General features: G+C 40.0%; 24 protein-coding genes. 4 read left to right on the top strand and 20 right to left on the bottom strand.

The genetic code is table 11. The annotated features are described in order from the left end of the window. Positions 1-337 precede the first annotated feature (337 nt). The 4 genes from serA to F3J02_RS08885 all read left to right on the top strand — a co-directional run bounded on the left by serA (position 338) and on the right by F3J02_RS08885 (position 3,945). Positions 338-1,570 carry a phosphoglycerate dehydrogenase gene (gene serA / locus F3J02_RS08900; RefSeq protein ID WP_004657532.1) on the top strand — a complete coding sequence of 411 codons (1,233 nt, stop codon included), beginning with the start codon at positions 338-340 and terminating at the stop codon, positions 1,568-1,570. Positions 1,571-1,673: 103 nt separating this feature from the next. Then, complete coding sequence (locus F3J02_RS08895; protein ID WP_167248640.1) at positions 1,674-2,555, top strand: EamA family transporter; 882 nt, start codon at positions 1,674-1,676, stop codon at positions 2,553-2,555. Between the two features lie 22 nt (positions 2,556-2,577). After that, the gene (locus F3J02_RS08890) at positions 2,578-3,048 is read left to right on the top strand and encodes a GNAT family N-acetyltransferase (protein ID WP_167248639.1); all 471 of its coding nucleotides are present in this window, start codon (positions 2,578-2,580) and stop codon (positions 3,046-3,048) included. Positions 3,049-3,087: 39 nt separating this feature from the next. Continuing rightward, on the top strand, positions 3,088-3,945 hold the full coding sequence (locus F3J02_RS08885) for an EamA family transporter (RefSeq protein ID WP_167248638.1): 858 nt from the start codon (positions 3,088-3,090) through the stop codon (positions 3,943-3,945). A gap of 14 nt (positions 3,946-3,959) precedes the next feature. Here the strand turns inward: F3J02_RS08885 and F3J02_RS08880 are convergent, their stop codons facing one another. The 20 genes from F3J02_RS08880 to ispH form a co-directional block, all read right to left on the bottom strand. Continuing rightward, positions 3,960-4,727: a sulfite exporter TauE/SafE family protein gene (locus tag F3J02_RS08880; RefSeq protein ID WP_167248637.1), complete on the bottom strand. Its 768-nt coding sequence runs from the start codon at positions 4,725-4,727 to the stop codon at positions 3,960-3,962. An 11-nt stretch (positions 4,728-4,738) separates the two neighbouring features. Next, positions 4,739-5,632 carry a tRNA pseudouridine(55) synthase TruB gene (truB, locus tag F3J02_RS08875; protein ID WP_167248636.1) on the bottom strand — a complete coding sequence of 298 codons (894 nt, stop codon included), beginning with the start codon at positions 5,630-5,632 and terminating at the stop codon, positions 4,739-4,741. A 137-nt stretch (positions 5,633-5,769) separates the two neighbouring features. Further along, the gene (gene rplS / locus F3J02_RS08870) at positions 5,770-6,141 is read right to left on the bottom strand and encodes a 50S ribosomal protein L19 (RefSeq protein ID WP_004657502.1); all 372 of its coding nucleotides are present in this window, start codon (positions 6,139-6,141) and stop codon (positions 5,770-5,772) included. Positions 6,142-6,334: 193 nt separating this feature from the next. Further along, complete coding sequence (trmD, locus tag F3J02_RS08865) at positions 6,335-7,075, bottom strand: tRNA (guanosine(37)-N1)-methyltransferase TrmD (protein ID WP_005185455.1); 741 nt, start codon at positions 7,073-7,075, stop codon at positions 6,335-6,337. A gap of 45 nt (positions 7,076-7,120) precedes the next feature. Then, positions 7,121-7,669 (bottom strand): ribosome maturation factor RimM, encoded by a 549-nt coding sequence (gene rimM / locus F3J02_RS08860; RefSeq protein ID WP_005275908.1) that lies wholly within the window; start codon positions 7,667-7,669, stop codon positions 7,121-7,123. Between the two features lie 16 nt (positions 7,670-7,685). Then, a complete protein-coding gene (gene rpsP / locus F3J02_RS08855; RefSeq protein ID WP_004660208.1) occupies positions 7,686-7,943 on the bottom strand; it encodes a 30S ribosomal protein S16 in 258 nt (85 codons plus the stop codon). A 163-nt stretch (positions 7,944-8,106) separates the two neighbouring features. Further along, entirely contained in the window at positions 8,107-8,682 is a 576-nt protein-coding gene (locus F3J02_RS08850; RefSeq protein ID WP_167248635.1) for a type IV pilin protein, read from the bottom strand. After that, positions 8,666-12,838, bottom strand: coding sequence for a PilC/PilY family type IV pilus protein (locus F3J02_RS08845; protein WP_167248634.1), 4,173 nt, complete (start codon positions 12,836-12,838; stop codon positions 8,666-8,668). The genes F3J02_RS08850 and F3J02_RS08845 overlap by 17 nt, the downstream gene beginning before the upstream one ends. A gap of 13 nt (positions 12,839-12,851) precedes the next feature. Continuing rightward, positions 12,852-13,622 (bottom strand): PilX N-terminal domain-containing pilus assembly protein, encoded by a 771-nt coding sequence (locus F3J02_RS08840; RefSeq protein WP_167248633.1) that lies wholly within the window; start codon positions 13,620-13,622, stop codon positions 12,852-12,854. Next, positions 13,619-14,647: a PilW family protein gene (locus F3J02_RS08835; RefSeq protein WP_167248632.1), complete on the bottom strand. Its 1,029-nt coding sequence runs from the start codon at positions 14,645-14,647 to the stop codon at positions 13,619-13,621. The genes F3J02_RS08840 and F3J02_RS08835 overlap by 4 nt, the downstream gene beginning before the upstream one ends. A gap of 1 nt (position 14,648) precedes the next feature. Continuing rightward, a complete protein-coding gene (pilV, locus tag F3J02_RS08830; protein ID WP_167248631.1) occupies positions 14,649-15,137 on the bottom strand; it encodes a type IV pilus modification protein PilV in 489 nt (162 codons plus the stop codon). Further along, positions 15,134-15,760 carry a GspH/FimT family pseudopilin gene (locus F3J02_RS08825; RefSeq protein WP_216076273.1) on the bottom strand — a complete coding sequence of 209 codons (627 nt, stop codon included), beginning with the start codon at positions 15,758-15,760 and terminating at the stop codon, positions 15,134-15,136. Before F3J02_RS08825 ends, pilV (F3J02_RS08830) begins: the two co-directional genes overlap by 4 nt. 380 nt (positions 15,761-16,140) lie before the next feature. After that, positions 16,141-16,620 carry a type IV pilin protein gene (locus F3J02_RS08820; RefSeq protein ID WP_167248630.1) on the bottom strand — a complete coding sequence of 160 codons (480 nt, stop codon included), beginning with the start codon at positions 16,618-16,620 and terminating at the stop codon, positions 16,141-16,143. Then, positions 16,614-17,249: a type IV pilin protein gene (locus F3J02_RS08815; protein WP_416224643.1), complete on the bottom strand. Its 636-nt coding sequence runs from the start codon at positions 17,247-17,249 to the stop codon at positions 16,614-16,616. Before F3J02_RS08815 ends, F3J02_RS08820 begins: the two co-directional genes overlap by 7 nt. 9 nt (positions 17,250-17,258) lie before the next feature. Then, on the bottom strand, positions 17,259-21,101 hold the full coding sequence (locus F3J02_RS08810; RefSeq protein WP_167248629.1) for a pilus assembly protein PilY: 3,843 nt from the start codon (positions 21,099-21,101) through the stop codon (positions 17,259-17,261). Between the two features lie 29 nt (positions 21,102-21,130). Continuing rightward, entirely contained in the window at positions 21,131-21,844 is a 714-nt protein-coding gene (locus F3J02_RS08805; protein WP_167248628.1) for a pilus assembly protein PilX, read from the bottom strand. Next, on the bottom strand, positions 21,841-22,884 hold the full coding sequence (locus F3J02_RS08800) for a PilW family protein (RefSeq protein ID WP_167248627.1): 1,044 nt from the start codon (positions 22,882-22,884) through the stop codon (positions 21,841-21,843). The genes F3J02_RS08805 and F3J02_RS08800 overlap by 4 nt, the downstream gene beginning before the upstream one ends. After that, on the bottom strand, positions 22,874-23,389 hold the full coding sequence (pilV, locus tag F3J02_RS08795) for a type IV pilus modification protein PilV (protein WP_167248626.1): 516 nt from the start codon (positions 23,387-23,389) through the stop codon (positions 22,874-22,876). Before pilV (F3J02_RS08795) ends, F3J02_RS08800 begins: the two co-directional genes overlap by 11 nt. 9 nt (positions 23,390-23,398) lie before the next feature. Next, positions 23,399-23,845 (bottom strand): pilus assembly FimT family protein, encoded by a 447-nt coding sequence (locus F3J02_RS08790; RefSeq protein ID WP_167248625.1) that lies wholly within the window; start codon positions 23,843-23,845, stop codon positions 23,399-23,401. A gap of 140 nt (positions 23,846-23,985) precedes the next feature. Further along, on the bottom strand, positions 23,986-24,936 hold the full coding sequence (gene ispH, locus F3J02_RS08785; RefSeq protein ID WP_167248624.1) for a 4-hydroxy-3-methylbut-2-enyl diphosphate reductase: 951 nt from the start codon (positions 24,934-24,936) through the stop codon (positions 23,986-23,988). Between the last annotated feature and the right edge of the window lie 93 nt (positions 24,937-25,029).

The raw sequence follows: 25,029 nt of genomic DNA, 5'->3' as shown, positions 1-25,029 counted from the left end.
CCTAGCAAGAAGTAAAGATAGAGCATTTGAATAACAACACAATATTTTTCAATATCTTAAAATGCAGTATTCAACATATAGAAACTCGGCAGAACAGCGCAAACCTGATGTTTTCAGATTTGACTATCAGATATCTGCATTTTACATAGAAGCAGGCATGGGATAAAGCTTAGGATAAAGATACTGTAATAACAAAATGTGTATAACCAATAAAATTCAGCTTCAACTGAAAAATTATCAATAATTCTGCTGCGCTAATTTTAAACGGAATATTTATATCTCAAAGCTCTATGCTATAGTACTGCAACTAAATTTTGGCCTTTGTAGCGGAGCCGTAATGAGCCAACATCTATCACTACCTAAAGACAAAATCCGTTTCCTTCTGTTAGAAGGTGTGCATCAAAATGCCATCGATACTTTAAATGCAGCGGGTTATACCAACATCGATTATCACAAAACTGCGCTTGAAGGCGACGCTTTAAAAGAAGCAGTTAAAGATGCTCACTTCATTGGTATTCGTTCCCGTACACAATTAACTGAAGAAATCTTTGAAGCTGCGAACAAACTGATCGCAGTCGGTTGCTTCTGTATTGGTACAAACCAAGTCGACTTAAAAGCGGCAATGTCTCGTGGTATCCCTGTATTCAACGCACCGTATTCAAATACTCGTTCGGTTGCAGAATTGGTTCTTGCTGAAACCATTTTGTTGCTTCGTCGTGTACCTGAAAAATCGAAAGATACACATGCGGGCGGTTGGAATAAAGCTGCGGTGGGTTCATTTGAAACTCGTGGTAAGACTTTAGGTATCGTCGGTTACGGCTCGATTGGTTCACAACTTTCTGTTTTGGCAGAAAGCTTAGGTATGAAAGTCATCTATTTTGATGCTGTGACTAAATTACCATTAGGTAATGCACGTCAAGTTGGCTCTTTAGATGAACTTTTAGAAACTGCGGATGTAGTAACGTTACACGTTCCAGATGTTCCATCTACGCGTAACTTCTTCAAGAAAGAACAATTCGCGAAAATGAAAAAAGGTTCAATCTTCTTGAACGCAGCACGTGGTACATGTGTGGTGATCGAAGATTTAGCAGATGCAATTAAATCAGGTCACATCGCTGGTGCTGCGGTTGACGTATTCCCGAAAGAACCAAAAGCCAATGGTGAAGAGTTCCTATCTCCACTCCGTGGTTTAGACAACGTGATCTTAACCCCACACGTGGGTGGTTCGACCATGGAAGCGCAAGCAAACATCGGTTTAGAAGTGGCTGAAAAATTCGTTGCTTATTCAGACAAAGGTATGACGCTTTCTGCGGTGAACTTCCCAGAAATCGCATTACCACTTTCTGATGGTCAGCACCGTTTGCTTCACATCCACAAAAACGTTCCGGGTGTGTTATCGAAGATCAACACATTGTTCGCTGAACAAGGCATCAACATCTCTGGTCAGTCGTTAATGACTAAAGGTGATATCGGTTACTTGGTGATGGATGTTGACGCATCTGCATCTCAAGAAGCACTGGACACCTTGAACCACGTTGAAGGCACGATCCGCGTTCGCGTATTGTTCTAAGCATTATTTAGAATAATGTCGAAAAAGCCACAGTTGATGCTGTGGCTTTTTTATGGGCGTTTGACTTATTATGTGAATATTATACCAACTGTTAAATAATAAAATGTCGACCCCAATGCTGAAAACACCACTGCATGCTTTATTGCTATTGATGATTGCCATGTTGTGTGTGCAAGGCAGTGGTTCCTTGGCCAAAATTCTATTTCAAAGCTTTCCTGTATTAACCGTTTCCGCTATGCGCCTATTTTTTGGTGCAATCATATTGGCGGTGATTTTTAAGATCTGGACCATCAATTTCAAAGTGGTGCGCTGGAAAGCCATTCTCACCTATGGTGTTGCCCTTGCTGGCATGAATGCGCTGTTCTATTTATCGCTTGAGCGCTTACCGTTAGGCCTTGCCGTTGCCTTTGAATTTATTGGACCTTTAAGCGTCGCGCTATATCATGCTCGGCAGAAATATGACTTTATCTGGGTTGGCTGTGCCATCTTGGGCTTAATGTTGCTCTTTCCTTTGCAACAGGCACAACAAGGTCTCGATCTGCTTGGTGTATTCTTTGCCATCAGTGCAGGTGCGTGTTGGGCACTGTATATTATTGCGGGGCAAAAACCGTCAGGCATCTCAGGCAACCATACCGTTTGCTTAGGCATGTCGATTGGTATGCTCTGCTTGCTGCCCTTTGCACTCTTTTCAGGCGCCATCGATCGAGTCTTTGAACTGCCAAACTTATACTATTTTATCGGGCTTGCGATATTAGCCAGCGCCTTGCCCTTTACCCTAGAAATGATTGCGCTGCGTAGTTTAACCCCACTTAGCTTTGGCACCTTGATGAGTTTAGAACCTGCGGTTGCCGCACTTTCAGGCTTTATTTTTCTTGGTGAAATATTGCTTTGGAATCAATGGTTAGCGCTGGGCACCATTATCATTGCCTCAATTGGCTGTACCTTTACCACGCAACAGGCTCGTCAGCAAAAAGAAGCTGGATAATCAGGGTATTCAGTAAGTGTATATGAAAGAATATTTAGAACTCACCTTGATAACCTTAGAAGGCTTATCTGAACAAGCAGGTAAGCCGATTGATCACGCATCCTATTTAGCCTCATTAATTAGCGCTTCAAATCGAGGTCATCTATTTGAGTATCGAAAAAATAAGCAATTATTAGGTTACTTCACTGTTGAGTACATGGAACAGCGAAAATGGTTTATTCCGATATTAGTGATCCACCCGAAGCATCGGAGCAAAGAAGTTTTTGCTGCTCTGATGACACAGCTTATTCGATTTATTGAAGATCATCAGGTTGCAACACTGATCAGCCATGCTTTAAAAAATAACAGCCCATCTTTAAAACTCCATAAACGCTTAGGCTTTACAATTATTCGTGAAAATCAGATCGCTTTTGAGCTCAAGCTTGAAATCAACGATGAGATTAAAAACAAATGGTGCTCGATCTTTGCACTACGGATAGACGTTCATGAATAAATATCTCAGTTCTTCCATCTACATGACATGGCTATCAACATGAAAAATATCCAGTTAATCGCTGTGCTGTACATGGTTTTGTCCATGCTGTCCTACCAAATCAGTGCATCCTTTGCCAAGCAATTAATCGCCACGCTTGACCCACTGACGGTAACGATTTTAAGGCTCTGTTTTGCGACCATTTTGGTAGCGATCATGTTCCGTTCATGGAAAATTATTTCCAAATTGAAGGAACTCAAATGGCGAGATTTACTCTGTTATAGTGCAGCCTTGGGTTGTATGAATATTCTGTTCTACACCTCATTAGGTAAGTTACCGCAAGGAATCGCAGTAGGTTTAGAGTTTATTGGCCCATTGGGTTTAGCCTTACTCTCGATTAAACAGCGCAGTGATTATATTTGGGTGGCATTTTCGATTTTAGGCATTGCTTTAATGGTGCCGTGGCACGATGCTCATGCGCAGCACTTTTCCTATATTGGTGCAGCATGTGCGCTGGGTGCTGGATTCTTTTGGGCCTTATATATTTATTATGGGCATCGTGTGGTACAGCAGAATATCGGTATGCATGCCTTGACCATTGCCATCGGATTATCTGCGCTTACGCTTCTCCCTTTCGGTCTTTGGAATAACGCGCCAGTGCTGCTAGACACTCAATATTGGGGCAAAGCACTTGTGATTGCCCTACTCGCAACTGCGATTCCTTATGCTTTGGACTTAATGGCACTCAAACGGCTGACTAAGCTCAGTTATGGCACACTTTCCAGCCTTGCGCCTGCATTGGCAGCCTTAGCTGGTCTGGTACTGTTACATGAACGAATTAGCTTGATTCAATGGGCGGCTTTGGCGTGTATTATGGTGGCTTCAATTGGCGTGACCTTACGTGGAGGAAAAGCTTAGTTAAATCTAAGCTACTAACCCGTAATGATCTGATAGCCCAAGCGACAGATTAAAATACTCACTAAAATCAGGAATAAAATACGGATAAAGCCACTGCCGTATTTTAAAGCCAAACGGACACCCAATAACGAGCCCGCAATATTGGCAACTGCCATCATCAGTCCCAAGGCAAAAAGCACATGACCTGTGGGAATAAAGAAACTGAGGGCTGCCAGATTAGTCATGAAGTTGCCAATCTTTGACAATGCCGAAGCATGTAAAAAATCGACTTGCAAAAAGCGAATAAAAAAGAAAATAAAGAAGCTACCGGTCCCCGGACCAAAAATACCATCATAGAAACCAATCGCTAAACTACCAATCGCAGCCAGCACTAGTAATTTTGGCGTGACCTGTTGATCAACATGGACTTGCCCGAATTGCTTTTTCATAAAAGTATAAATCGCAATCACAATCAGCATAACCAAGACAATCGGTCTTAGGATATGGGTCGGTACTAATGACACACAAGCCGCTCCAATAAAGGAGCTAATAAAAGCAAATAGTGCAATCACGCCCAACAGTGACCATTGCAATTTGACACGGCGCACAAATGAAAATGCTGCCGAACCTGTTCCACAAATCGAGGCCAGTTTATTGGTGCCAAATAAAGTGGCTGGTGCGGTTTGTGGTAAAGCCCCCATTAATGCAGGAATCTGAATCAAACCGCCGCCACCGACAGCAGCATCAATGGTTCCTGCACAAAAAGCAAAGAACACTAAGGTTAGAATCAGTTCCCATTCCATTGACGATACTCTTATAAATTTAACAAGCGTTTTGGTACTAGACGTTTTTTATCGGTGATTTCAGCCAAGCCTAAGCAGCGCTCACCATCGAACACCAACACTTCAGCTGCGGCTTCATGATCGATATTACTTTCCTGACCATTGCCGAAATACTTTTCACGCCCTTCTGGCAATTGCACCCGAGGAAAATGCTCAACTGGTGAATAGACCGACAGTAATAATGCATCCCGTTCTTCCAAAGAAAGGCTTTCGAGATATTCAATGGTATAGCTTGGATTAATCTCAAAGTGCCCTGTTTGAGTACGATGCAATTTAGTTAAATGCCCACCACAACCCAAAGCCTCGCCAATATCTTCACCTAATACACGGATATAAGTGCCTTTTGAGCAAGTCACATCCAATGTCAAACTATCTTCAGTAAAGCCAAGCAAGCTTAAGTTATAAATGGTGACTGGGCGGGCTTCACGCTCAATCTCAATGCCTTGACGTGCCAACTCATAGAGTGGACGACCCTCGCGTTTTAACGCTGAATACATCGGCGGTACTTGCTGAATATCACCACGGAATTGCTCAAGTATTTGTTCAATTCGTTCTTCGGTCAATGCCGGCACTTCTCTCTGCTGGAGAATTTCGCCCTCAACATCACCTGTCGCTGTGGTTTGCCCCAATTTCACCGTGGTTTGATAACGTTTGGTTGAGTCCAGTAAGTAATGTGAAAACTTGGTCGCTTCGCCTAAACAGATTGGCAATAAACCTGTCGCCAAAGGATCTAGCGCACCTGTGTGTCCTGCTTTTTGCGCATTGAACAGACGACGCACCTTTTGTAATGCAGAATTAGAACTCAAACCTAAAGGTTTATTTAATAGGAAAACACCGCTCAAATGGCGATAAGAACTTTTTTTCATAAAAGAAAAGTCAAAGCATAAAGGCCTATTTTAGCAAAACTCGGCCTAGGATTTAAAAAAGGATTGGCTTTTAGCCCCAAACAGACATAAAAAAATGCGCCAAAGGCGCATTTTTTTGCTTTACAACAAAGTTAAAATTAACCTTGTTTACGAGCTGGTAACTTTTCACGAATACGTGCAGCTTTACCAGACAACTCGCGTAGGTAGTAAAGTTTAGCACGGCGAACGTCACCACGACGTTTCACTTCGATTTTAGCAACGATTGGAGAGTGAGTTTGGAAAACACGCTCAACACCAACACCGCTAGAAATTTTACGAACTGTGAAAGCAGAGTTTAAACCACGGTTTTTCTTCGCGATTACAACACCTTCAAATGCTTGAAGACGCTCACGGTCACCCTCTTTTACTTTAACTTGAACGATAACTGTATCGCCCGGTGCAAAAGCAGGGATGTCTGATTTTAACTGTGCATTTTCAACAGCTTGAACTAAAGGATGTTTACCACTCATTGTGGAATCTCCAATATGTGCGGGAGAGAAGAGGTCTCTGACACCGCTGGGAATAGAGGCTAAAGCGCATATCTCCCGTTTAACTTTCCCCTTAAGACAAACGTCTTAAAGAGCCTATTTTTAACTTAAACTAAGTTTAAGTAGAACTCGAAGCAAAGCTTCTCGTTGGGTACAAAGACAAACTGATATCAGTTTAGCCTTTCGAATTTTTTAACCATTTAATTTGCTGTTTGCTCAACTCTACTTTTTCCACCAATTCTGGTCGGCGATCTAAAGTCCGTTGATAACGCTGCAAAAAACGCCATTTCTCAATATTGGCATGATGCCCTGATTTAAGTACCTCAGGTACATCCAGCCCTTCGAAACAGTCAGGCTTGGTATATTGTGGACAATCCAATAAACCATCCACAAAAGAATCTTGTATCGCAGATTGCTCGTCAGACATGACATTTGGCAATCGACGAATAATACTGTCGAGCAAAACCATCGCTGGCAGTTCACCACCCGATAATACGTAATCCCCAATTGACCATTCTTGATCAACATAATGCTGGATTAAACGCTCATCGACCCCTTCATAACGCCCACACAATACAATCAAACCATCATAATCAACGAATTGTTGTACTGCCTGTTCATTTAAGGTTTTACCTTGCGGTGACATATACACCACTGGCGCATGAACACAGCCTGCTTGCATTGCAAGTTGTTTAGCATGGGTAATTGCTTGCGCTAAAGGCTCAGCCATCATCACCATACCCGGACCACCACCGAACGGACGTTCATCCACTCGTTTATAGTTGCCCTCAGCAAAATCTCGTGGGTTAATGCAAGTGACTTGCACGATGTCACGCTTTGCTGCACGCCCGCTAATCCCGTGCGCTGTAATCGCTTCAAACATTTCAGGAAACAATGTGATGACTGCAAAAAACACCGCAGACTCCTCTATTTTCCTGCTGCGCTACCTCTCCCGAAAGGATTAGTAGTCTACGCCCCAATTGACGTAAATACGACCAGCTTCAAGATCAACGCGTTGTACCACATCTTTATGCCAAGGAATCATTCGCTCTTCAGCATCAATACTGTCAGGGGTTGCTTTAACAACCATGACATCATTGGCACCTGTTTCAAACAGTTCGTAGATTTGACCGAGATTAACTTCCTGTTCATCTTCTCCAAGACCTAACACAGTTAAGCCTTTAAGATCAGACCAGTAGTACTCATCTACATCTGCTTTTGGAAGCTGAGATTTGGCAATCCAGATATTCGCGCCAACCAGATTTTCTGCACCAGTACGATCATTCACGTCCTTTAATGCAACAACCAAGCCTTTGCCATGTGGTTTCCAACGTTTTACATCAATAGTTTGCCAACCTGCCTTGGTCTCAATGTACCAAGGAAGGTAGTCAAACATATTGCTCATAGGTTCTGTATTAGAGTAAACCCAGAGCCACCCATTCAATCCATAAGCTGAACGTAACTGTCCAATCTGAATACGATCTTCTGGCACATTCTGTGTCGATGTCATGGGCTACCTACTACAATTATGCAGTAGTTGCAGCTTTTTTAGCTTGAGCAGCTAAAGAAGCAACGCGATCTGAAGGTTGAGCACCTTGTGCAACCCAGTGAGCAAAACGGTCAGCATCTAAACGAACTTTTTCAGCTTTACCTTGTGCAGTTGGGTTAAAGAAACCAATACGCTCGATGAAACGACCATCACGTGCATTGCGGCTATCAGTTACAATGATTTGATAGAATGGACGTTTTTTTGCACCACCGCGCGCTAAACGAATAACAACCATGAGAACAACCTTATAATTTTTACGGATTATCCCTGTGCCGACCATCGGCAACACTTCAAACCCCTTTCATAGAGGGCGATATTCTACGTTATATTTGCCTTGAAAGAAAGATTAAATTTTGGGTTATCCACAGTCTTGAATTTAATTTAGAAAAACTGCTGAGTTACCAGTCTTCTGCACTATTTCCACAGCCTGATGTCGTGATATTTGCAGCCGTTTTTGTCTTACACTTAAGGCCTGCGCTTGTTAATAACAAGGAAAAATTCCTCGGACTTTGACTCACGGCTTTTAATGACCATGCCTGAGTATTGACCGTTAATGTTAACGTGAATTTTTGGTTACCACTGCTTGCATTTACAGGTAAAAGCAACATTGTTTTTGTCGCATTATCCACATCTGCATATGGCCCCTGATTAAGCACAGGATCTCTCAAGATAAAGCCATCATAACTAAAATTACGTGACCGATGTTTTTCCAAAAGCGCTGCAACTTTCAGCATTTCTTGTTGTGCTGCAGATAAGTCTGCACGACGGATATAGATGTCATAGCTTGGAATCGCAATCGCAGCAATAATTGCCACGATTGCAACCGTAATCATCAATTCAATCAAAGAGAAACCTGTACAATGTTTCCTCTTTGCACAAAAAGAAGTGCTCGGCTGGAAGTAGTAAAAAACACGAAGTGTTACTACTTCCGAAGCGACCAATCGACATAACTGCATTTTATTCATTACGTTCATACCAAGTCAGTGGTACCAATTGGCGACGTACAGTATTTATTGGCATTTCATTTGCCTTATTGATGGCATTTACTAGACCAGGGTTTAGGACTTGACGTTTTATACCTGTCTCTGATGGACCAATACCTGCACCAACCATGACATCTACAATTCCTCGACCTGCCCCAAAACCCATTTTTTCTGGATCCACTTTTTGCTCACATACACCATAAGGTAAACAATAACGTTGTACTGTCGTAATGCCTTGAGCTTCAATCTTACAACCAGGTGTTGTATTTGGATTATAGACACTGGCATATAAACTCTTGTTCATCACCACCATCTCCCCTAAGACCTTACTTCCAATTTGCTTTTCTAATCTGGATTCATTGCCTTGAGTATCAAGCGCTCTACCCTCAACAATTGCAGCAGAGACATACCAACCATTTGGGATATCCTTTTTCACATCACTCAAAGTTTTACCATTCAAATCATTTGGCATAGGCTGAAGATCAGCCAATTCTAGTTTCAAGTCACCATTTTTCTTTGTGTTAAAACTCCCGCCTACAACCTCTCGGTCAAAAATATTATAAATTCTACTAGTTGAGTCTTTATCACTAAGAGGTAAACTACGATTACCTGAAGCAATACTTACAACTGCTAAAGGTTGTTCATAACCATACACACTAAAGTTTGGTGATTCATAAAAACGCTCACCCGATACTTGCAAGAGCATACTATAATTACCACAACCACTTATTCCCAAATCATCCTTCAAATCAATACGCCACACTTGTCCTTTTAAATCACCAAAATAAAGATGGTCAGCTATGCCATCACCATTACGATCAACCGTATTAATCCGACTTACTACACTTCCCAAGTTTTGAATTGTTAATCCAAATCTTTTTGGATTTCCTTTACCACAAGAAGTAGTTTGGTTATCGCCACTCGCATACCAGAGCACATCACCGTTATCTGCATCAAACATGTAGATGCCTGCACCTTTAGTTTTAGTCGTTGTTGGTACAGTTTTTTCATACTCCATATCATAGCCGCCACCTACAAGCATCACTCGTTTAGCTGCGCCATTGTACATTACAGTCGCAATGGTAGGTTTTGACCAACTTTGTCCCATGTCTGTTAAACTTATTTCTGGTGTGATAGTTTCGTACCTTCCATCCGTTTTTAGGCGAGTAATCTGATTATGGTCTGGATCAATACGGAACTTAAGCTTAGGTTCACTAATATCACTTAGGTCAAGCGCATAGTAACTACTCCCCCCCATACGTAAACCACCATAGGCAATTTGCTTACCTTTAGCGACAACTTTCCCATCATTCTTAATCTCACCCACAGTAGCAATAATTTTACTACTGGTACTGCTACTACTGACTGCTTTCATCCCATAAACATATTCGCTATAAATCGTCCAAGCACCATCAATCCCATAAGCCATATTATCAGGACTAAGAATATGTCCTATTGTTGGTTTGGTGAAAGCATCTTGCTGTTTAGGATTTTCAAGCATTTCATTCGGTACAAAAGCAAAGCTTTCTTCACCAGTTTTAGCATCTATCACATGTAATAATCCCTGTGTCGTACCAAATAACACATAATCCTTTCGAGTGTTCTCAACCACATCACCCTTTGCATCAAAAGTTGCCTCTTGAGTCAACTTAAGTGGGGTTGAATGTAAATTCATTCCTACTCGCCAATTGGAACGATTGACTTCAGTCAGATCTGCTGTGGTGGCATTATCGCCCACGTTATAACCCAACAAGCTCATTAGAAAATGGCCTTTACTGTCTTTTCCCTCTGTAGTCCCTGTGCCACAAATCTCATTTAAATATTGATTATTAATTTTTTTAAGTTGTCCCACTTCTGTGAAGTTAGATAAAGTTCCATTTGACACACAATCACGATTTGTAAATAAAAGGCGCTCTTTGATAATTGGTTTATCAGGGTTTGTATTATTCGTTTTAGTAGGCAAATCTTGAAGTTGTTTCAATAGCCCACCTTTATTCCAATCTTTCACATCGTAATCTTTAGAGGAGCTATCCCAAGCATCTTTTAATTTATTCACAGAATTGTTTGTTTCGAGACCATATTTTTTAAAGTTCCCAAACCAACTAGCTTTTTCAGTAGGTTCAAACATACTTTTATAAACATCATTAGACATGCGATATGGCGTCAGTGGGTCAGCAGGAAGGGTTTGTAAACCGACTGGCTCGGCTGCTTCTGTAACAAGCCCCTCATTAAAATCTAAAATACTTTGGGCAATGCTTTTAGAATCTGATAATTGATACCACCCACCACCACCATAGATCCCCCAACGTGCTAAATTTGCAATATTTTTGTTATGTGCTTCTTGATCTAAAGGTACAGGTAGTACGTTATCTAGTATTTTATTGAGTTTATCAACCAGGTTTCCTAAACCAAGCAGCGATAAAACAGGATTTAATGCTTTTACAAGATTGGCCACGGGTTGTAATAAACTTGATAAAAGAGAATTAGGAGCCTGCGTTGTATTCAAATCTGTTTTGGCACTTGGAATATGTGAAAACTCACGTCCAATCCCGCCAACACCTGTTTTTATATTGTGCGTATTACCCTTTAATACCCCTGCATAATTAGCAATGCAGTTCCATGTCTCTTTATTCGAGCTCGAACCTGTATACCATCCTGTTGGTACCCTGCCACAATTAAAAGCCGTATTACTGTCTTTATTGATAGAGCGGCTCATAATTTTTTGGACTGGATCTGTTGCTGTCGATGATTCTCGTACACTCGAAGAACCTAACAAGCCATCAAGTAAATTTGGATCTAAATCTGGGGTGCTTCCTGTTAAAACATAAATGCCTTTAGCACTACATAATGCATTCGTTTGTATAGGTGCATTGTAAAAATCACCTTTTTTACTTGTCACAACTGATGCTGTAAAACCACTATATGAAGAAATATTATTTCCTAAACTAGTATCATATTTATAAAAAATAATTTCTCCACCCAATATCCCTCCTATAATTTTTTCCAAAAGCCCTTGATCAGATACCCAATCATATTGTTTATTTTTATACCAAGAACTATCAGACTCCACCCATTGGGTACATTTACTATCTGTCCATTGGTTATTACATTGAAAATAACTTGTTCCAAAAAGCAAACTTGTTTTTATTTTTCCAATCTCAAGAGACTTCGAAAGTGTACCTTTTGTAGTATTACCGAGTAAATATGCACCTGTTTCTGCATAAGCCGTCGCTGTTGGGGTACTTAAACCAGCAAGTGCCTTTAAATTATCAATTAATTTTGGAATCGTACCTAATGTACCGAGAACCAATCCGACCAAATCGAGTTTTAATAATTTATCAACAAGATTTCCTACATCCGTTAAAATATTATTAACTGGATCAACACTATTTACCCCATTGATTACATCTTTAATTCTTTTACGTTGCGCATCATCTAATGGCTTAGCTTCAACAGCAATCATGCCAGCAAGTTCATTTTTTCCTTGGCTTGAAACTGCATTTGCTGGAAATATAGAAAGCCCTACTGATACGCCATCAGGTAATTTTCCAATCCCTTTTGCTTCATTACCATCAATGACATCACGTACTGCCTGTTTTACACGTGCTAATCGATTATAACAACGATAGCCTTTAATAATTTCAAGTGTTGCATCTTTTAAAGGTTCACAACTGTCTTTTATATATTGGGCTGAACCCTTTAATCCAAGTAAATCTGCCCCAGCAGCATTATTAACGGTCTCTAAAATATTCACAACTAATTCAGATGGAATATCACAATAAGCTTGATCAATAGTAGTCGCAGTCGTATTTAATTTAATTAAACCTAGTACATCAGCATTGACTTTAACACCAGCAGAACCCAGTAAACCTTTAACGCCACCCAGCAAACCACCTTGTAAACAAAGTGGGTAATCGCGTTGTAAATCTGCAATAGGGCCTGTTCCCATACTTTGAGAAACATCCACCATCAGCATAATCACATTACTATTACTAGGATTTTGATAAATTTCAATATCGCTTGCCGAAGCAATCGGAGATAGTACAAATAAACTCACCGATAGAGTACAACTTAACCATAACCCTTTTTTTATATACTGTTGTTTATGCTCATGCTTTGTTAATCTTTTCATTTTATTATTTTTCATGATCATTTCTCCCTTATGAACCTGAAGGTTCAAAATCAGATAAGAAGCGATATTCAGCAACTTGTATGTTATAAATAGGATTTTCTGAATTTTGCTTCAAACAAAGCGCAACATCATTAGAACCGTTATTATCAATACTTTTGGTAAGGCAACCTTTTTTAAGGTCATTATCAGCTTTAAATAAAGCATCATCTGTCAACAATCCTCTCATCACTGAAACAACATATACACGTAAGCGAATATTGTTTTCAGTTTTTGCGCCTATTACTTCAGTCCCTCTAGAAAGGTCTGCAAAAGGCATCGTCGCTGATGTTGCTCTTTTAATGTGCACTTGTGTTACAACCTGCTTACGGCCACTTGAGCGAGAAGCTGTATCTTCTTTTGGATCGCTATTCACTTCACAAGCACCACTGACCGATGACATTTTGGAAAAAGATTCACTATTTAAACGATAACTGGCTCTACTAAGTTCGAATGGATTAATTAATTTTCCATCCTGATCAATCTTAGAAAAGCAAAATACTAGTTCTGCTTCCCTGTTATTCTCATTTTTAAAGAACCCTACAATACCATTTGCAGCAGCTAGATTTTGTTGAGTATTCGGATCTTGAAAATACATCAGCGCAGCATCAGCATTTTGTGCCAGTAATGTTTGTATTTGATGATTGTTGACTAATTTGAGAGAACTGACACTTTGACGGATTGCCAAGGTCCCAATGATCATAATTATTAATAAGATCACGAGTATAACAATTAATGTCGCACCACGTTGAGATTGAATCATGTCCCTTTCTCCCCTGTACATTTTGCTGTACTGGATCCCCCATACTTACAGCCTTCAGAAACCCAACCCATTGCGTTTCGTAAAGAGATCGTTTGATTCACGACCTGACGTAAATAATTATCCTGATAAGTTGTTGTAAGCTTCACTGCGGTCCCCAAGACCTGAAATGGCTCTTTGTTCCGCTCTTTAATAATCGACTGATTACCCGTTCTATCATCAGAACGAACCAGTACCCCTAATTGAATTGCATGGATATGTGGCCGAACAGCCTGTGTGACTCCATCAATATTTTTTGAAGTTGCTTTTAAGGCCATATAGTTTTTAATATCAGCATAAGCCAAGGTACTATTTGCGCTATTGAGATCACCATCCATATAGCCCAAACGCACCTGAAAGAAATCAACATTAGGTAAAATGACCTGACTGGAACTCCAAGATAATTTCAAACGGTCTGTTGTTGTTTTTGCATCGAGTGCGGTTTGTGTATATTGTGCTGCTTGGCAACGTAATGATTGGCGCAAATCAGTTGAAGTTGAACCCACATAATAACGCTGTATCACAAAAGTCCCGCTTGCAACATCTTGACCAGAACAATCAATTCCGCCTTGTGGAGCTTGATATCGAATAAGCAATTGATCATTGGTCAGTCCAGTGACATTAGCATTCCCAAAACTGGCAATCTGATTATTCGAAAAACAATCAGTACAATTTAGGTCAATCTTTTCACCCACATTATTTGAGGTCAGCAAAATTCCCGCATAACCAATCTGATCATTGACAGCAGGGACAGGTGAACTTAAATTCGCTTTACGAATATCATCAACTATGAAGTTCAATCCTAAACTCGCGCTATCTTGGATATGTGCCATTGCTTTTTGTAGTTTATAACTGGTGATTCCTGTAATAAAAAGTTGAATAGCTGCCGCCACAATAAGCAAACCTAATGTCAGCGAAATCATCAGCTCAATCAGGGTAAATCCAGCCTGAGTCTTACTATATTTGAGATTTAAGAGGCTCGTTTCCATTTCAATACGCCTCCAAAAACAAGCAATGTGATCCAGAAACATAAGCACTGTCTTTGATACATGCTGCGATGCCTTGGTCACTTGCTAGATTGGTTTCATCCCAAGCGACATAAATACATTGTCGATTATTTCCAGTCGGGCACTGATCAATGGCAAGGTTCATCCCATTATTTTTTGCTTCCAGTGCCGCATTCTGTAAATCTTGTAGGGCAATTTTTTCAGGTTTGTCAGCTACCATTGAGACATCCGTTTTAGGAACCTCAACCGCTTTCACCTTATATTTTCCAGCGCGAGTTGCTTGGGGATTCGCTCGCATACGTTCTGCAAGATCACGTGCGATGGTTGTTGCCAAGACCTGTTTATTCGCCTCAAAACTGGACTCAATTGCCCTTAACTGCAGAGCCGTAAAACCCAATACACTGATTGCCAATAAAACCAGAGCAACCAATACTTCTACGAGCCCAACACCTTGTTGTTTTTGAATATTCATGTGCAAGCTCCCTCTTTGATTGTGGTATCTCCAATCACCCCAACCTGAATACAATAAGAAAGATTTTGTCTATGTAATATAAAGTCCTTTTGTGCCGCAAGACTGCCATTACGTCTAAAGCTAAGATTGGTCGAGGAGCTATTAGCGCTGGTCACACCATAATCTAAACGTGCAATAAAGATTCGTTGTGTTTCTGTTTTTGGAATGGCAATGGCTGTAGCACAATCATCGTCGGACAAAGAGGCTAAACAGACCCCTGTACTTTCTCGCAACAAAACCGCTTGGCTACGAGCTTCTGAAATTTTCATCACCAGTTCACGAGCAGAAGATTCTAGCTTTTGGCGGCTATACATGGTTGCAAATGAAGGTGCTGCAAGCAAAGCAATGATCGCAAAAACAGCAATCGTGATAATGAGCTCTACCAACGTAAATCCTGAGCGAAGATGAACAAAGCTAGGCTTTGTCTGAGCGCAAGACGAAGAGCTATGCCCGAAGTTGAACGGATGATGTTGAGCCGTACTCGCCACTACCGCAAGACGAGAAGCTATGCTTCGAGTAGAAGAGTCGGTAAAGCTATGCTCTTTCTGAGCGCAAGACTGTAAGTCATCATGTGCTTGTTGCATACAGTCCTCCATATGCACAAATCTTTTTGTTTTAACGAGCATTTCAATTATTTTTAATAAACTTTGACTCTACACATTATTTTCGCTGCACCTTTTAAAGGTGTTTCTTGGTTAAGTAAGTAAAATCAAATCGTTATATTAATGAAATGAACGCTATTTTCGTGATTGTTTTCATGTTTAATACCAATTTCCGTCTAAAATGTACCAAAATCCACCTTTAAGAGATAAAAGGTAGGTTAGGGCAGATAAATGATAAATAGCTCACATCTATTAATTATTGTTGTTAAAAATATTAAACAGATCACAAAATGAACCTAAATAAAAAAAGCAAACACAGAGGTTTGCTTTTTTAAAATATTCATCATAAATGTGTTAATGAATTAACGGCCATCCCAGTTTGTCGTTGCTGATGGAGTACATGCAGAGCCATTATTCTTATCAGAACCTTTCACCCAACATTTTTCACCTTGATGGTTGAGCACAAGATGACCATCACCTACTTGCCCACCTACTGGTGTAGCAGTGAGTATCCATGTTTGAGTATCCGCATCATTAGCCGTTAAAGCTTTCTTCGGAGTACTCATATCCGTTAATACGAATGTATAAGCTGCACTGTTTGTTGGATAGTTTGTTGTTGCTCCAACAGCTGTTAAAGTAGCTCCTTTATAGTTATGATTCACGACTCGGTAACTTTGTAAACGTTGGGCAATACGCATCATTTCACTTTGTACATCAGCCCGTTTAGTTCTTCGTATCGAATCCTGATAAGATGGGTAAGCGATTGCAGCCAAAATAGCAATTATCACAACCACAATCATCACTTCAATCAAAGTAAAACCTTGTTGTAACCGCATTACCATTCCTTTTTATCCGTACCACAGCCTTGATAAGCTGTAACAGTATTATTTGTGATCGTCATACATCGCAATCCATTGCTACGCAACAATAAATCAAAGCCCTGAGGATCTTTAGGTTGAGCTGTAGGGGCTATAGGATCAGCACCTAATTTAATTCGCTGTACTGACATTGCCCATGCTAATCCTCGGATGGATTGAGAATTAGTTGTTTCCTTTCCATCTGAGTCTAGGACAACGGTCAAAGGCTTTTTGCTATCACTTGCAGGATTACTTATATCCGCATCTACTAGAGTCAACCAATATTTTGCATTACTTGCAGTTGAACCAATAGGAATATATAACACTCCCGTTTCTTTATCATAATCTGGATAAAAAAAGCTCGCATCAAAACCTTTATAGCTAAAATTTTTAGATTTAAAGCGTTCCAACTCACTAGCCATATTCAATGCAATTTGCTGAGCCACAGCTAAATCTCTTTTACGCATATATTGTTGATAACTTGGAATCGCTATTGCTATAAAAATAGCAACAATGATCAAAACAACCATCAACTCGATAAAAGTAAAACCTGAGATGCGAATCAAACTGAACCTTATCTTAGAACCAAAGATTTTACCTGAGGATTTTTTCATCACGTCCTCCTAGCGAGATTCATACCAGCGTAAATGTTGTAATCTTGCTCCTGTACTAAAGAGTTGACATTCAGGTTTATTTTTATTGTCTTTATTTGTACAGTCAGAACCTTCTTTACCTTTAATCAAACTCATTTCATCTGACTTATTGGAATAACCAAGCCCTAAGCCTGTTCCCAGAATCCCCCCCCCCAATACAATACTATTTGGTCTAGTCGCAGCATCTGGGTAAAAACCAGCAGGACACTTACCTGTCGGCAAACAGAATTGATAAAGCTCAGTATCACCAATCACGCCAGAATTACAACTACCTAAGATACCTGTACCATCTTTATGATAGACGTTGACATATAGCATACTATCAAGTGCATACAATTCATTCATTCCTTTATACTTACCAGCACTACTGTCATATTGGTATTTCCAACCACCATTATAACTAGTCCTTCCATTCGTTGTTGTGGTTTGTGATGTACCTGCTTTTAACTGTGTAAATGTCACTGTTGGTAAGGTAACAGATGAAGTCCTCAAATCTGAGTCTGCAATACTGTAAAGATCGGCACGAGCTACATCATTATCGTAAATCACATAAACAGCATCATTGGCTGTGACCGTACCTGTTCTGCGAGCTACCGCCCCGCCAACTAATGGCGTACTACGATTTCCAGAACTGAGTGCAACTACCCCAAAGTACCCATTAACACCACTATGGACTGAAAAACTTGGCATTTCATAGAAACGCGGGCTTGTTCCATCAGTTTGATGAGCATTATATAATCGGACAACCCGTTTAGCGAAAGAGCCTTGAGCAGCAGCTTTATTGTTTAAATCAATCCGGAATGCCTGCCCTCCCAGATCACCAAAGAATAAGTGGTCAACAAGGCCATCTCCATCACGGTCAACGGCATTGATTTGACTCGCAACGCTATATTTTAAATTTTCATCATAATTGGCAATTGTCCCAGAGGTTGTTGTTGCTGAACTTGAACCATTTGCACCGACATTGGCACTTGCCCACCACAACAAATCCCCATTCCCTGCATCAAACATATAAACGCCCGCACCCTTTTGATTGGTTTGGTTATATGATGGACATTCATAACCTTTATTGTTATATCGATTAAGTGGATCATAGTCTGTTGCCAGTGGATCCGTTTTTGTTGAATCCCCACATTGTATTGCGGTGTTGCCATCATACCCACCACCCACAAACATCACTAATTTACGTGTCCCACCCCAATTTATCCATGCAACCGTTGGTTTAGACCAACTTTGTCCCATATACTGAAGCGGAGTTACTGTGGTTGTGGTAGAAGAATTGATAATTTTTTGATTTTCTGGGTCAATATGAAATTTCAAACTTGGGCTCGTCAGACTCGTCAAATCTAGCGCGTAATAGCTACGCCCTCCCATACGCAGGCCACCATAGACCCACTGCAAGCCTGTTTGGTTTAAATCCTTTCCATCATTGTCTTTACGGCCTGAGCTATTCACTGTCCATGTTTTATCTGTTTTGGATACATACTGAGTATAAGCTGTCCAAGCACCATCTATGCCGTAGTAGAGGTTATCACGCCCACCACTAACAGCCCCCTCACCTAAAAATGCTGCTGGCTGATTTGCCATCATTTCATGCGGTACAAAAGTAAAGACCTCTTGCCCCCGATCCGTATCTGTGTCACTCCCTACTTTTACGACATGCAACGAACCCTGAGTACTACCAAATAATAAATAATCCTTACGCCCTGTCGTTGTAGACAGAGTTCCATCCGCTACAACGATTTTACCTTCCTGAGTGAGTAACACAGGTTTAGAGTGCATCACTGCACCAAGTTGACGACGCTCTACTGTCGGTAAAGATGCTACTGTTGAATATGTTGCATTCATATCAACGTTATAGCCCAAAATATTTAACCAATAGTTTTTCTGTGGATCATTTTTAAATTTTCCATCTGTTCCAGCTCCACTAATCAATGTAGTTAAATTAACTGGCTGCAGGCTCGCCGCTTCTACGCCCTGATTACTCTCATTAATTGAACGGTTTGTATAAACAGTACGCTTTGAAGATTGACTATCAGCAGTTGTACCTAAAAGTAATTGCCCAAGTACACCATCCTTCCCATTAGCCGCTATTGTTCCCCAAATACCTTTTGCCGTTTTGTCTAACTCACCCGTTGAGGTAATTAACTTAATTTGTTTGGTGGTATCATACAAACGACCATCTTTAACATGATATTTATTTAAATTGCCTAGCCATAATTGATAAGTTTCCTGTGGTTTCGGGGTAAAAGTTGCGTAATAACCATAAGGTTGTAGTTGGATTGGATTTAAGGCATCCACTGGAATTGTCGGCGAACCTGTTGGCGTAGGATCAAACTCAGGTTTCATATCATCTACAAAGTTTTTAAAACTGGTTATAACTTCATCAGTTGAAGATGCTGAGTAGAAACCACCTTCACCAAAACCTTTTTCATTAGTTGTATTATCACCATTATCGACTGTTGTGCCATTGGAAAATTTAGTTTTATTACCCCAGTAACAAGTATTCTTTTGGTCTTTCTGAGCATTTGGAAATAAACTACAATTATAATAAGTTCTCACTTTACCTGATTTAGGATCAGCTAAGTCTTTTTTTAGATTTGGAATATTTGCATCAAACTCTGAGCCAAAACCAACAACCGCAGTTTTTACCTGATGCTTAGTATTATTTTGTGTACTAGAGAAAAAGTCCGTAAGATTATCCTCCTTCCTTAAAGAACGAGCAAATTTACCTATTTCAGACCAACCATTATCTGTTGAACTAGTAAAGGTAGAGGAATTGGTATCATAACGTGTAGTTGTACCACCTCGTTTGATTAATGCTGCTTGCATTATTGAAGCTGCATTACTTGGCGTACTTGGTAGACCATCTGTTAGAACATAAATTCCTTTACCTGAACACATCGGCTCAGTATCATCTACAGGTCTTTTATAATATGTTTTACCACCAACTACTTGTGTTGAACTATCTTCTGCATTCCCAATACCACCATTACTCCCAGATGTTGTACCTAAAATTGCAGCCGCAGCCTCACCATACGCCTGTGCCGTTGGTGTACCTCCACTTCCCGACATACCATTAATTAAAGTTAATAACTTATTACGCTGACTACCTGACGTACTTGCAGAACTCGCGGTTCCCCAATCATCAGCATTAATACGAATATATCCTACGCTCCCACTACCATCATAAGAGTATGTCCCTACCCCAATTTTTACTGTCCTAGGAATCTCACTAGTAGTTGCAATCTCATATAATGCGTCTTTTAAACGGCTAATACGATCATAGCTTTTATTCATTGCTCCATCATATTTGTAGTAGTAGTCATTCTGAGTACTCAATGAAGTATCTCTAACAAAACCAACTAGATACGGCCGAATATTTGATGGATTTAAGCTACAATTATTAATACTAACATTTTTTGCAGTTTGACCAGATGCACCACAGTTCCACCATGAAGACTGATTTTTATTACTGCGATAATAGTATTTTTGTGTCCCTCCTTTACGACAGAAATTTTTTGTATAACCATTTGCTGAAATTTCACCAACTACAACGCTATCAGAATCAGCTTCAGCTACATCACAAGCACTATATCCTTCTTTAGCTCTTCCATTTTTATAAATATTCTCCATATAGTTTGCATCCATACTCCCCGATGTATCCAACATCATATAGATGGTGAGTTTAGTTGCATCAGGTAATCTATAAATATCAATATCACTAGCAAGTGTGGTTGCAACATGACAAATCGACATAGTCATTAACATGCATACCGATGCTGAAAGTAGCTTTTGATTAAAATTTTTCATCTTTTACCCTCTGTAAAGATCGGTATCCGTTAAGATTTAAGTTTTGGTGAACCACCAACTATATAATCTGCATGTTGCAAGTTATAAGGTATGTTTAAAGCATCAAAACATTCCTCAGCGGTTTCTGTTGTATTGCTCTTCTTGATTGCCGTCTTTTTAAAACACGCTTCAATCTGTGCCGCAGTTGCACCTGCATAACTTGGCAAAATTGAAATCACAGTTACCCCAATATTATGCGAAACATTGGGTACATCACTCTGCCCTTGACTTGTGCCTATGGGTACAGTACTAAATGGTGTTGAGTTTTCTTCTACATTTTTCTTCAAATAAATCTGTGTTTGTACAGCAGAACGACCAGAGGTAAACTCACCAGCTTGACAAAAACCTGTAATCCCCATCTTGGTGGTATTGCCATTTTTCTCAATCACACTGGCTTTATCCATCGCATAAAAAGTCGTTATCGAGCTTGGTCGATAGCAAAATACCAGCTCATCATCGGTATTATCTACTGGGTTAAAATAGCTAAACATACCGTCTAATGCCAATTGACGGGCAATCTGATTTGGATCTTCAACATTAAATAATGCAGAGTTGCTATTTTCTAGTAGCAATGAACGAACCTGACTATTTGTCGCGACCTTTAATCCCAAAACACCTGAATTTACTGCTAATGTTCCAACAATCACGATCAAAACCAAAATAATTAATACAATAATGAGAGTTGCACCATTTTGTTTTTTCATTCTGATGCTCCTAATGTATTTCTAAATGCGACCATTTGGCTAAAGACTTCACGCAAAAATTTAGAACCGTTTTTTTGTGTATTACTTAATGTTACATTGCTATCCAACATACTAAATGACTTAGTGTTATCAATTAGGTTCTCTGAATTTAATGGACTAGTTGAACGAGCCAAAATTGCGATTTCAACCCCTGTTACATTGGCATAGTCTTTTGAATCGGTAACAGTGTCTGCCATCAAAGTCTTATATTGATCAATAGTCATATAACGTAAATTTTGATCTTTGTCTTTTACCTGCAAACGTATTTTAAAAGCATCTATACGCTGCATTAATTGCTGTCCATCAGCAGTCAAGGAGTTCATACCTGTAATGGTAGAATCACCGTCAACATAATGCCCTGCATCACAATATAATGAATATGCTTTTGGCTGCCCGGATATTTGATTAGTATCTTCTTTGATATGATAGCGTTGCACGATCACTGGAGCAGCATATTGCTCTTCAAACTCGATTTTCCCCCCCTCACAATCAATCCCATTAAATGAGTAGGTTGCGACATCTACTTGCTCATTTGCACTACATGTTGTTTTAGTTCTAGGGCATGCCTTACCTGTAATCTTTTTGGTATAAGCTGGAATATATTGAATAGTGAGTTGATCACTTTTTCCAGTAGTTGCATCTGTATCTTTACCTTGTGTAGTAAAAAATCCTGTATTTACCGTAGCTAAACTCACTGGTAAATTGCCTGCTGTTCCTGTTCCACTACCATCCTTAGCCAAAAAAATAATTCCTGAACCTACTTGTTTATTATTCACTTTTTGTGTTGAAGGTGTGTTCAAATTGGCATGACGTAAATCGTGGGTGAGCATTGCTAAACCAAAATTGGCATTTTGTTGAAGTTCATTCATCCCCCCTTGTAGCATCAATGAACGTTGTCCACTAATGAAAACAGCCAATCCTGCTGCAACAATGAGCATTCCAAGAACCAAGCCAATCATCAGTTCAAGTAAAGTAAAACCCGTTTGTGGCTTAGTCAGCATAGTTATAGACCTCCACAATAATACATTTTGCTTTTGGCACGTAGGCTGCACCCTGAGTACAATCCGTATCCGCAGTCCCATTAGTTGGCGTTGTTCCTTCCCATGCAACATAGATACATTTACGCTTTAATTCGCTTCCACCTTGGCAATTTAAAATATCCAAACTCATGCCTATATTTTTAGCTTTTTCAGTAACCTGAGCATAATCATACCCCCCCATCTCCGAAGCTGTACAAAAAACATTCGCACAATTTTTCGGATCCTCAGCCTCTTCCCCTTCTTTTGGAGCTTCGGCTGCTGTATAAGAAAGTAAACCATCTCGATTGGTTCTAATTCTTTCAGATAAATCTCGTGCAATATTCATTGCCTGAACATTACGTCCCGCCTCCTGACTTGCCGCAACTGCCCTTATTTGCAATCCCACAAAGCCCAGTACAGCAATAGCTAAAAGCACCAAGGCGATTAGAACTTCTACCAGCCCTACACCTTTCTGATCTGATCTCATAGCCCCTCCTTAATCTGTACCTAAGTTTGAACAATCAGTCCGACTCTTATCATAAATAACCAAACCAGTTCTACGGACAATGATTACTGCTTTAAAAGCAGTATCTTTTTTATGTTGTAAAACAAAACATAAGTTTGTAGTCGAATCCAGCAGCCCTAGCATGTTATAAGTAATTTTATTAACACTAGAACTTAGGGTACTATTCCATTCAATTTCCGTGTTGGGTCGCCATGCCTCTGTATCATTTGCATCCATAGATAGGTTTTGTGTTTTTTGTCTTAGTAGAGCATTAGAACGTGTTTCTTTAAGCTTATTTTCAAAATCACGAGCATTCGTATTAAGCTGGTTTTTACGTGTCAATGAAGTAAATGTTGGTGCAGCCATCATCGCAATCACAGCCATCACCGTAATCGTCACCATCAGCTCAATTAAGGTGAACCCCCGAGTTTTCCCCATTTCCCCAGCACCCAATTATTAAAATTCACTACTCTATATTAAATTTTATTTTTACAGAACCAATACAAAGCAGATAAGCACCAAAAAAAAACGGATGGAGTGCAATCCATCCGTTTCCATTTCACATTTTTCTAATAAAATTAGGCTTGTATCACTTGGATACGCAACTCTTTTGGTAGACTAAAAGTGATATTTTCCTCTCGTCCTTGTAACTCTTTGGGTGGTGTTGCACCCCAATCTTGTAAACGCTGAATCACTTGTTTAATTAGAATTTCTGGTGCCGATGCACCCGCAGTTACACCAATTTTGCTTTCCGATTTAAACCAATCTTTTTCCAACTGATCTGCATTATCAACCAAGTAAGCAGATTTCCCCATACGCTCTGCCAATTCACGTAAACGATTCGAGTTTGACGAGTTTGGAGAACCAACCACAAGAACTACATCACACTGCTCTGCCAAATCACGTACCGCATCTTGACGGTTCTGGGTGGCATAACAAATATCATCTTTACGTGGACCTTGAATCAAAGGAAATTTAGTCCGTAAAGCATCAATTACTTTGGCGGTATCATCGATTGAAAGTGTAGTTTGCGTTACAAAAGCGACCTTATCTGGATGATTTACCATTAAGGCTTCAACATCTTCTTCATCTTCTACTAAATATATTGCGCCACCTTTGGTTTTATCATACTGACCCATAGTACCTTCAACTTCTGGATGGCCTTCATGACCAATCAGAATGGCTTCAGTCCCTTCACGCGCATATTTCGTCACTTCAATATGAACTTTAGTCACTAATGGACAGGTCGCATCAAATACTTTTAAACCACGACGATCAGCTTCTTGTTGTACCGCTTTCGATACGCCATGTGCACTAAAAATCACAATAGAATCATCAGGAACCTGATCCAACTCATCGACAAAAACAGCACCACGCTGGCGTAAATCATCGACCACAAATTTGTTGTGTACGACTTCATGGCGTACATAAATAGGTGGGTTAAAACACTCCAGTGCCCGATTGACGATTGCTATAGCACGGTCAACACCAGCACAAAAGCCTCGTGGATTGGCCAACACGATTTCCATAACATCCTCTCTCATCAACTGAATTTTTACACCAAACTATTTCGTTTAATGGCACGCTACACTACAATAGCCAAGATATTTTATCATATTCAG

It is taken from the genome of Acinetobacter sp. Tr-809, from assembly GCF_011753255.1.
Taxonomy (GTDB): domain Bacteria; phylum Pseudomonadota; class Gammaproteobacteria; order Pseudomonadales; family Moraxellaceae; genus Acinetobacter.
Note: the sequence above shows the minus strand (reverse complement) of the source record. Positions and strands in the feature narration are given on the sequence as shown.

What these genes read in the sequence shown, in the direction of transcription:
- serA (WP_004657532.1), top strand. Translation starts at nt 338, where the DNA reads ATGAGCCAACATCTATCACTACCTAAAGACAAAATCCGTTTCCTTCTG.
- F3J02_RS08895 (WP_167248640.1), top strand. Translation starts at nt 1,674, where the DNA reads ATGTCGACCCCAATGCTGAAAACACCACTGCATGCTTTATTGCTATTG.
- F3J02_RS08890 (WP_167248639.1), top strand. Translation starts at nt 2,578, where the DNA reads ATGAAAGAATATTTAGAACTCACCTTGATAACCTTAGAAGGCTTATCT.
- F3J02_RS08885 (WP_167248638.1), top strand. Translation starts at nt 3,088, where the DNA reads ATGAAAAATATCCAGTTAATCGCTGTGCTGTACATGGTTTTGTCCATG.
- F3J02_RS08880 (WP_167248637.1), bottom strand. Translation starts at nt 4,727, where the DNA reads ATGGAATGGGAACTGATTCTAACCTTAGTGTTCTTTGCTTTTTGTGCA.
- truB (WP_167248636.1), bottom strand. Translation starts at nt 5,632, where the DNA reads ATGAAAAAAAGTTCTTATCGCCATTTGAGCGGTGTTTTCCTATTAAAT.
- rplS (WP_004657502.1), bottom strand. Translation starts at nt 6,141, where the DNA reads ATGAGTGGTAAACATCCTTTAGTTCAAGCTGTTGAAAATGCACAGTTA.
- rimM (WP_005275908.1), bottom strand. Translation starts at nt 7,669, where the DNA reads ATGACATCGACACAGAATGTGCCAGAAGATCGTATTCAGATTGGACAG.
- rpsP (WP_004660208.1), bottom strand. Translation starts at nt 7,943, where the DNA reads ATGGTTGTTATTCGTTTAGCGCGCGGTGGTGCAAAAAAACGTCCATTC.
- F3J02_RS08850 (WP_167248635.1), bottom strand. Translation starts at nt 8,682, where the DNA reads ATGAACGTAATGAATAAAATGCAGTTATGTCGATTGGTCGCTTCGGAA.
- F3J02_RS08845 (WP_167248634.1), bottom strand. Translation starts at nt 12,838, where the DNA reads ATGAAAAATAATAAAATGAAAAGATTAACAAAGCATGAGCATAAACAA.
- F3J02_RS08840 (WP_167248633.1), bottom strand. Translation starts at nt 13,622, where the DNA reads ATGATTCAATCTCAACGTGGTGCGACATTAATTGTTATACTCGTGATC.
- F3J02_RS08835 (WP_167248632.1), bottom strand. Translation starts at nt 14,647, where the DNA reads ATGGAAACGAGCCTCTTAAATCTCAAATATAGTAAGACTCAGGCTGGA.
- pilV (WP_167248631.1), bottom strand. Translation starts at nt 15,137, where the DNA reads ATGAATATTCAAAAACAACAAGGTGTTGGGCTCGTAGAAGTATTGGTT.
- F3J02_RS08825 (WP_216076273.1), bottom strand. Translation starts at nt 15,760, where the DNA reads ATGCAACAAGCACATGATGACTTACAGTCTTGCGCTCAGAAAGAGCAT.
- F3J02_RS08820 (WP_167248630.1), bottom strand. Translation starts at nt 16,620, where the DNA reads ATGGTAATGCGGTTACAACAAGGTTTTACTTTGATTGAAGTGATGATT.
- F3J02_RS08815 (WP_416224643.1), bottom strand. Translation starts at nt 17,249, where the DNA reads ATGAAAAAATCCTCAGGTAAAATCTTTGGTTCTAAGATAAGGTTCAGT.
- F3J02_RS08810 (WP_167248629.1), bottom strand. Translation starts at nt 21,101, where the DNA reads ATGAAAAATTTTAATCAAAAGCTACTTTCAGCATCGGTATGCATGTTA.
- F3J02_RS08805 (WP_167248628.1), bottom strand. Translation starts at nt 21,844, where the DNA reads ATGAAAAAACAAAATGGTGCAACTCTCATTATTGTATTAATTATTTTG.
- F3J02_RS08800 (WP_167248627.1), bottom strand. Translation starts at nt 22,884, where the DNA reads ATGCTGACTAAGCCACAAACGGGTTTTACTTTACTTGAACTGATGATT.
- pilV (WP_167248626.1), bottom strand. Translation starts at nt 23,389, where the DNA reads ATGAGATCAGATCAGAAAGGTGTAGGGCTGGTAGAAGTTCTAATCGCC.
- F3J02_RS08790 (WP_167248625.1), bottom strand. Translation starts at nt 23,845, where the DNA reads ATGGGGAAAACTCGGGGGTTCACCTTAATTGAGCTGATGGTGACGATT.
- ispH (WP_167248624.1), bottom strand. Translation starts at nt 24,936, where the DNA reads ATGGAAATCGTGTTGGCCAATCCACGAGGCTTTTGTGCTGGTGTTGAC.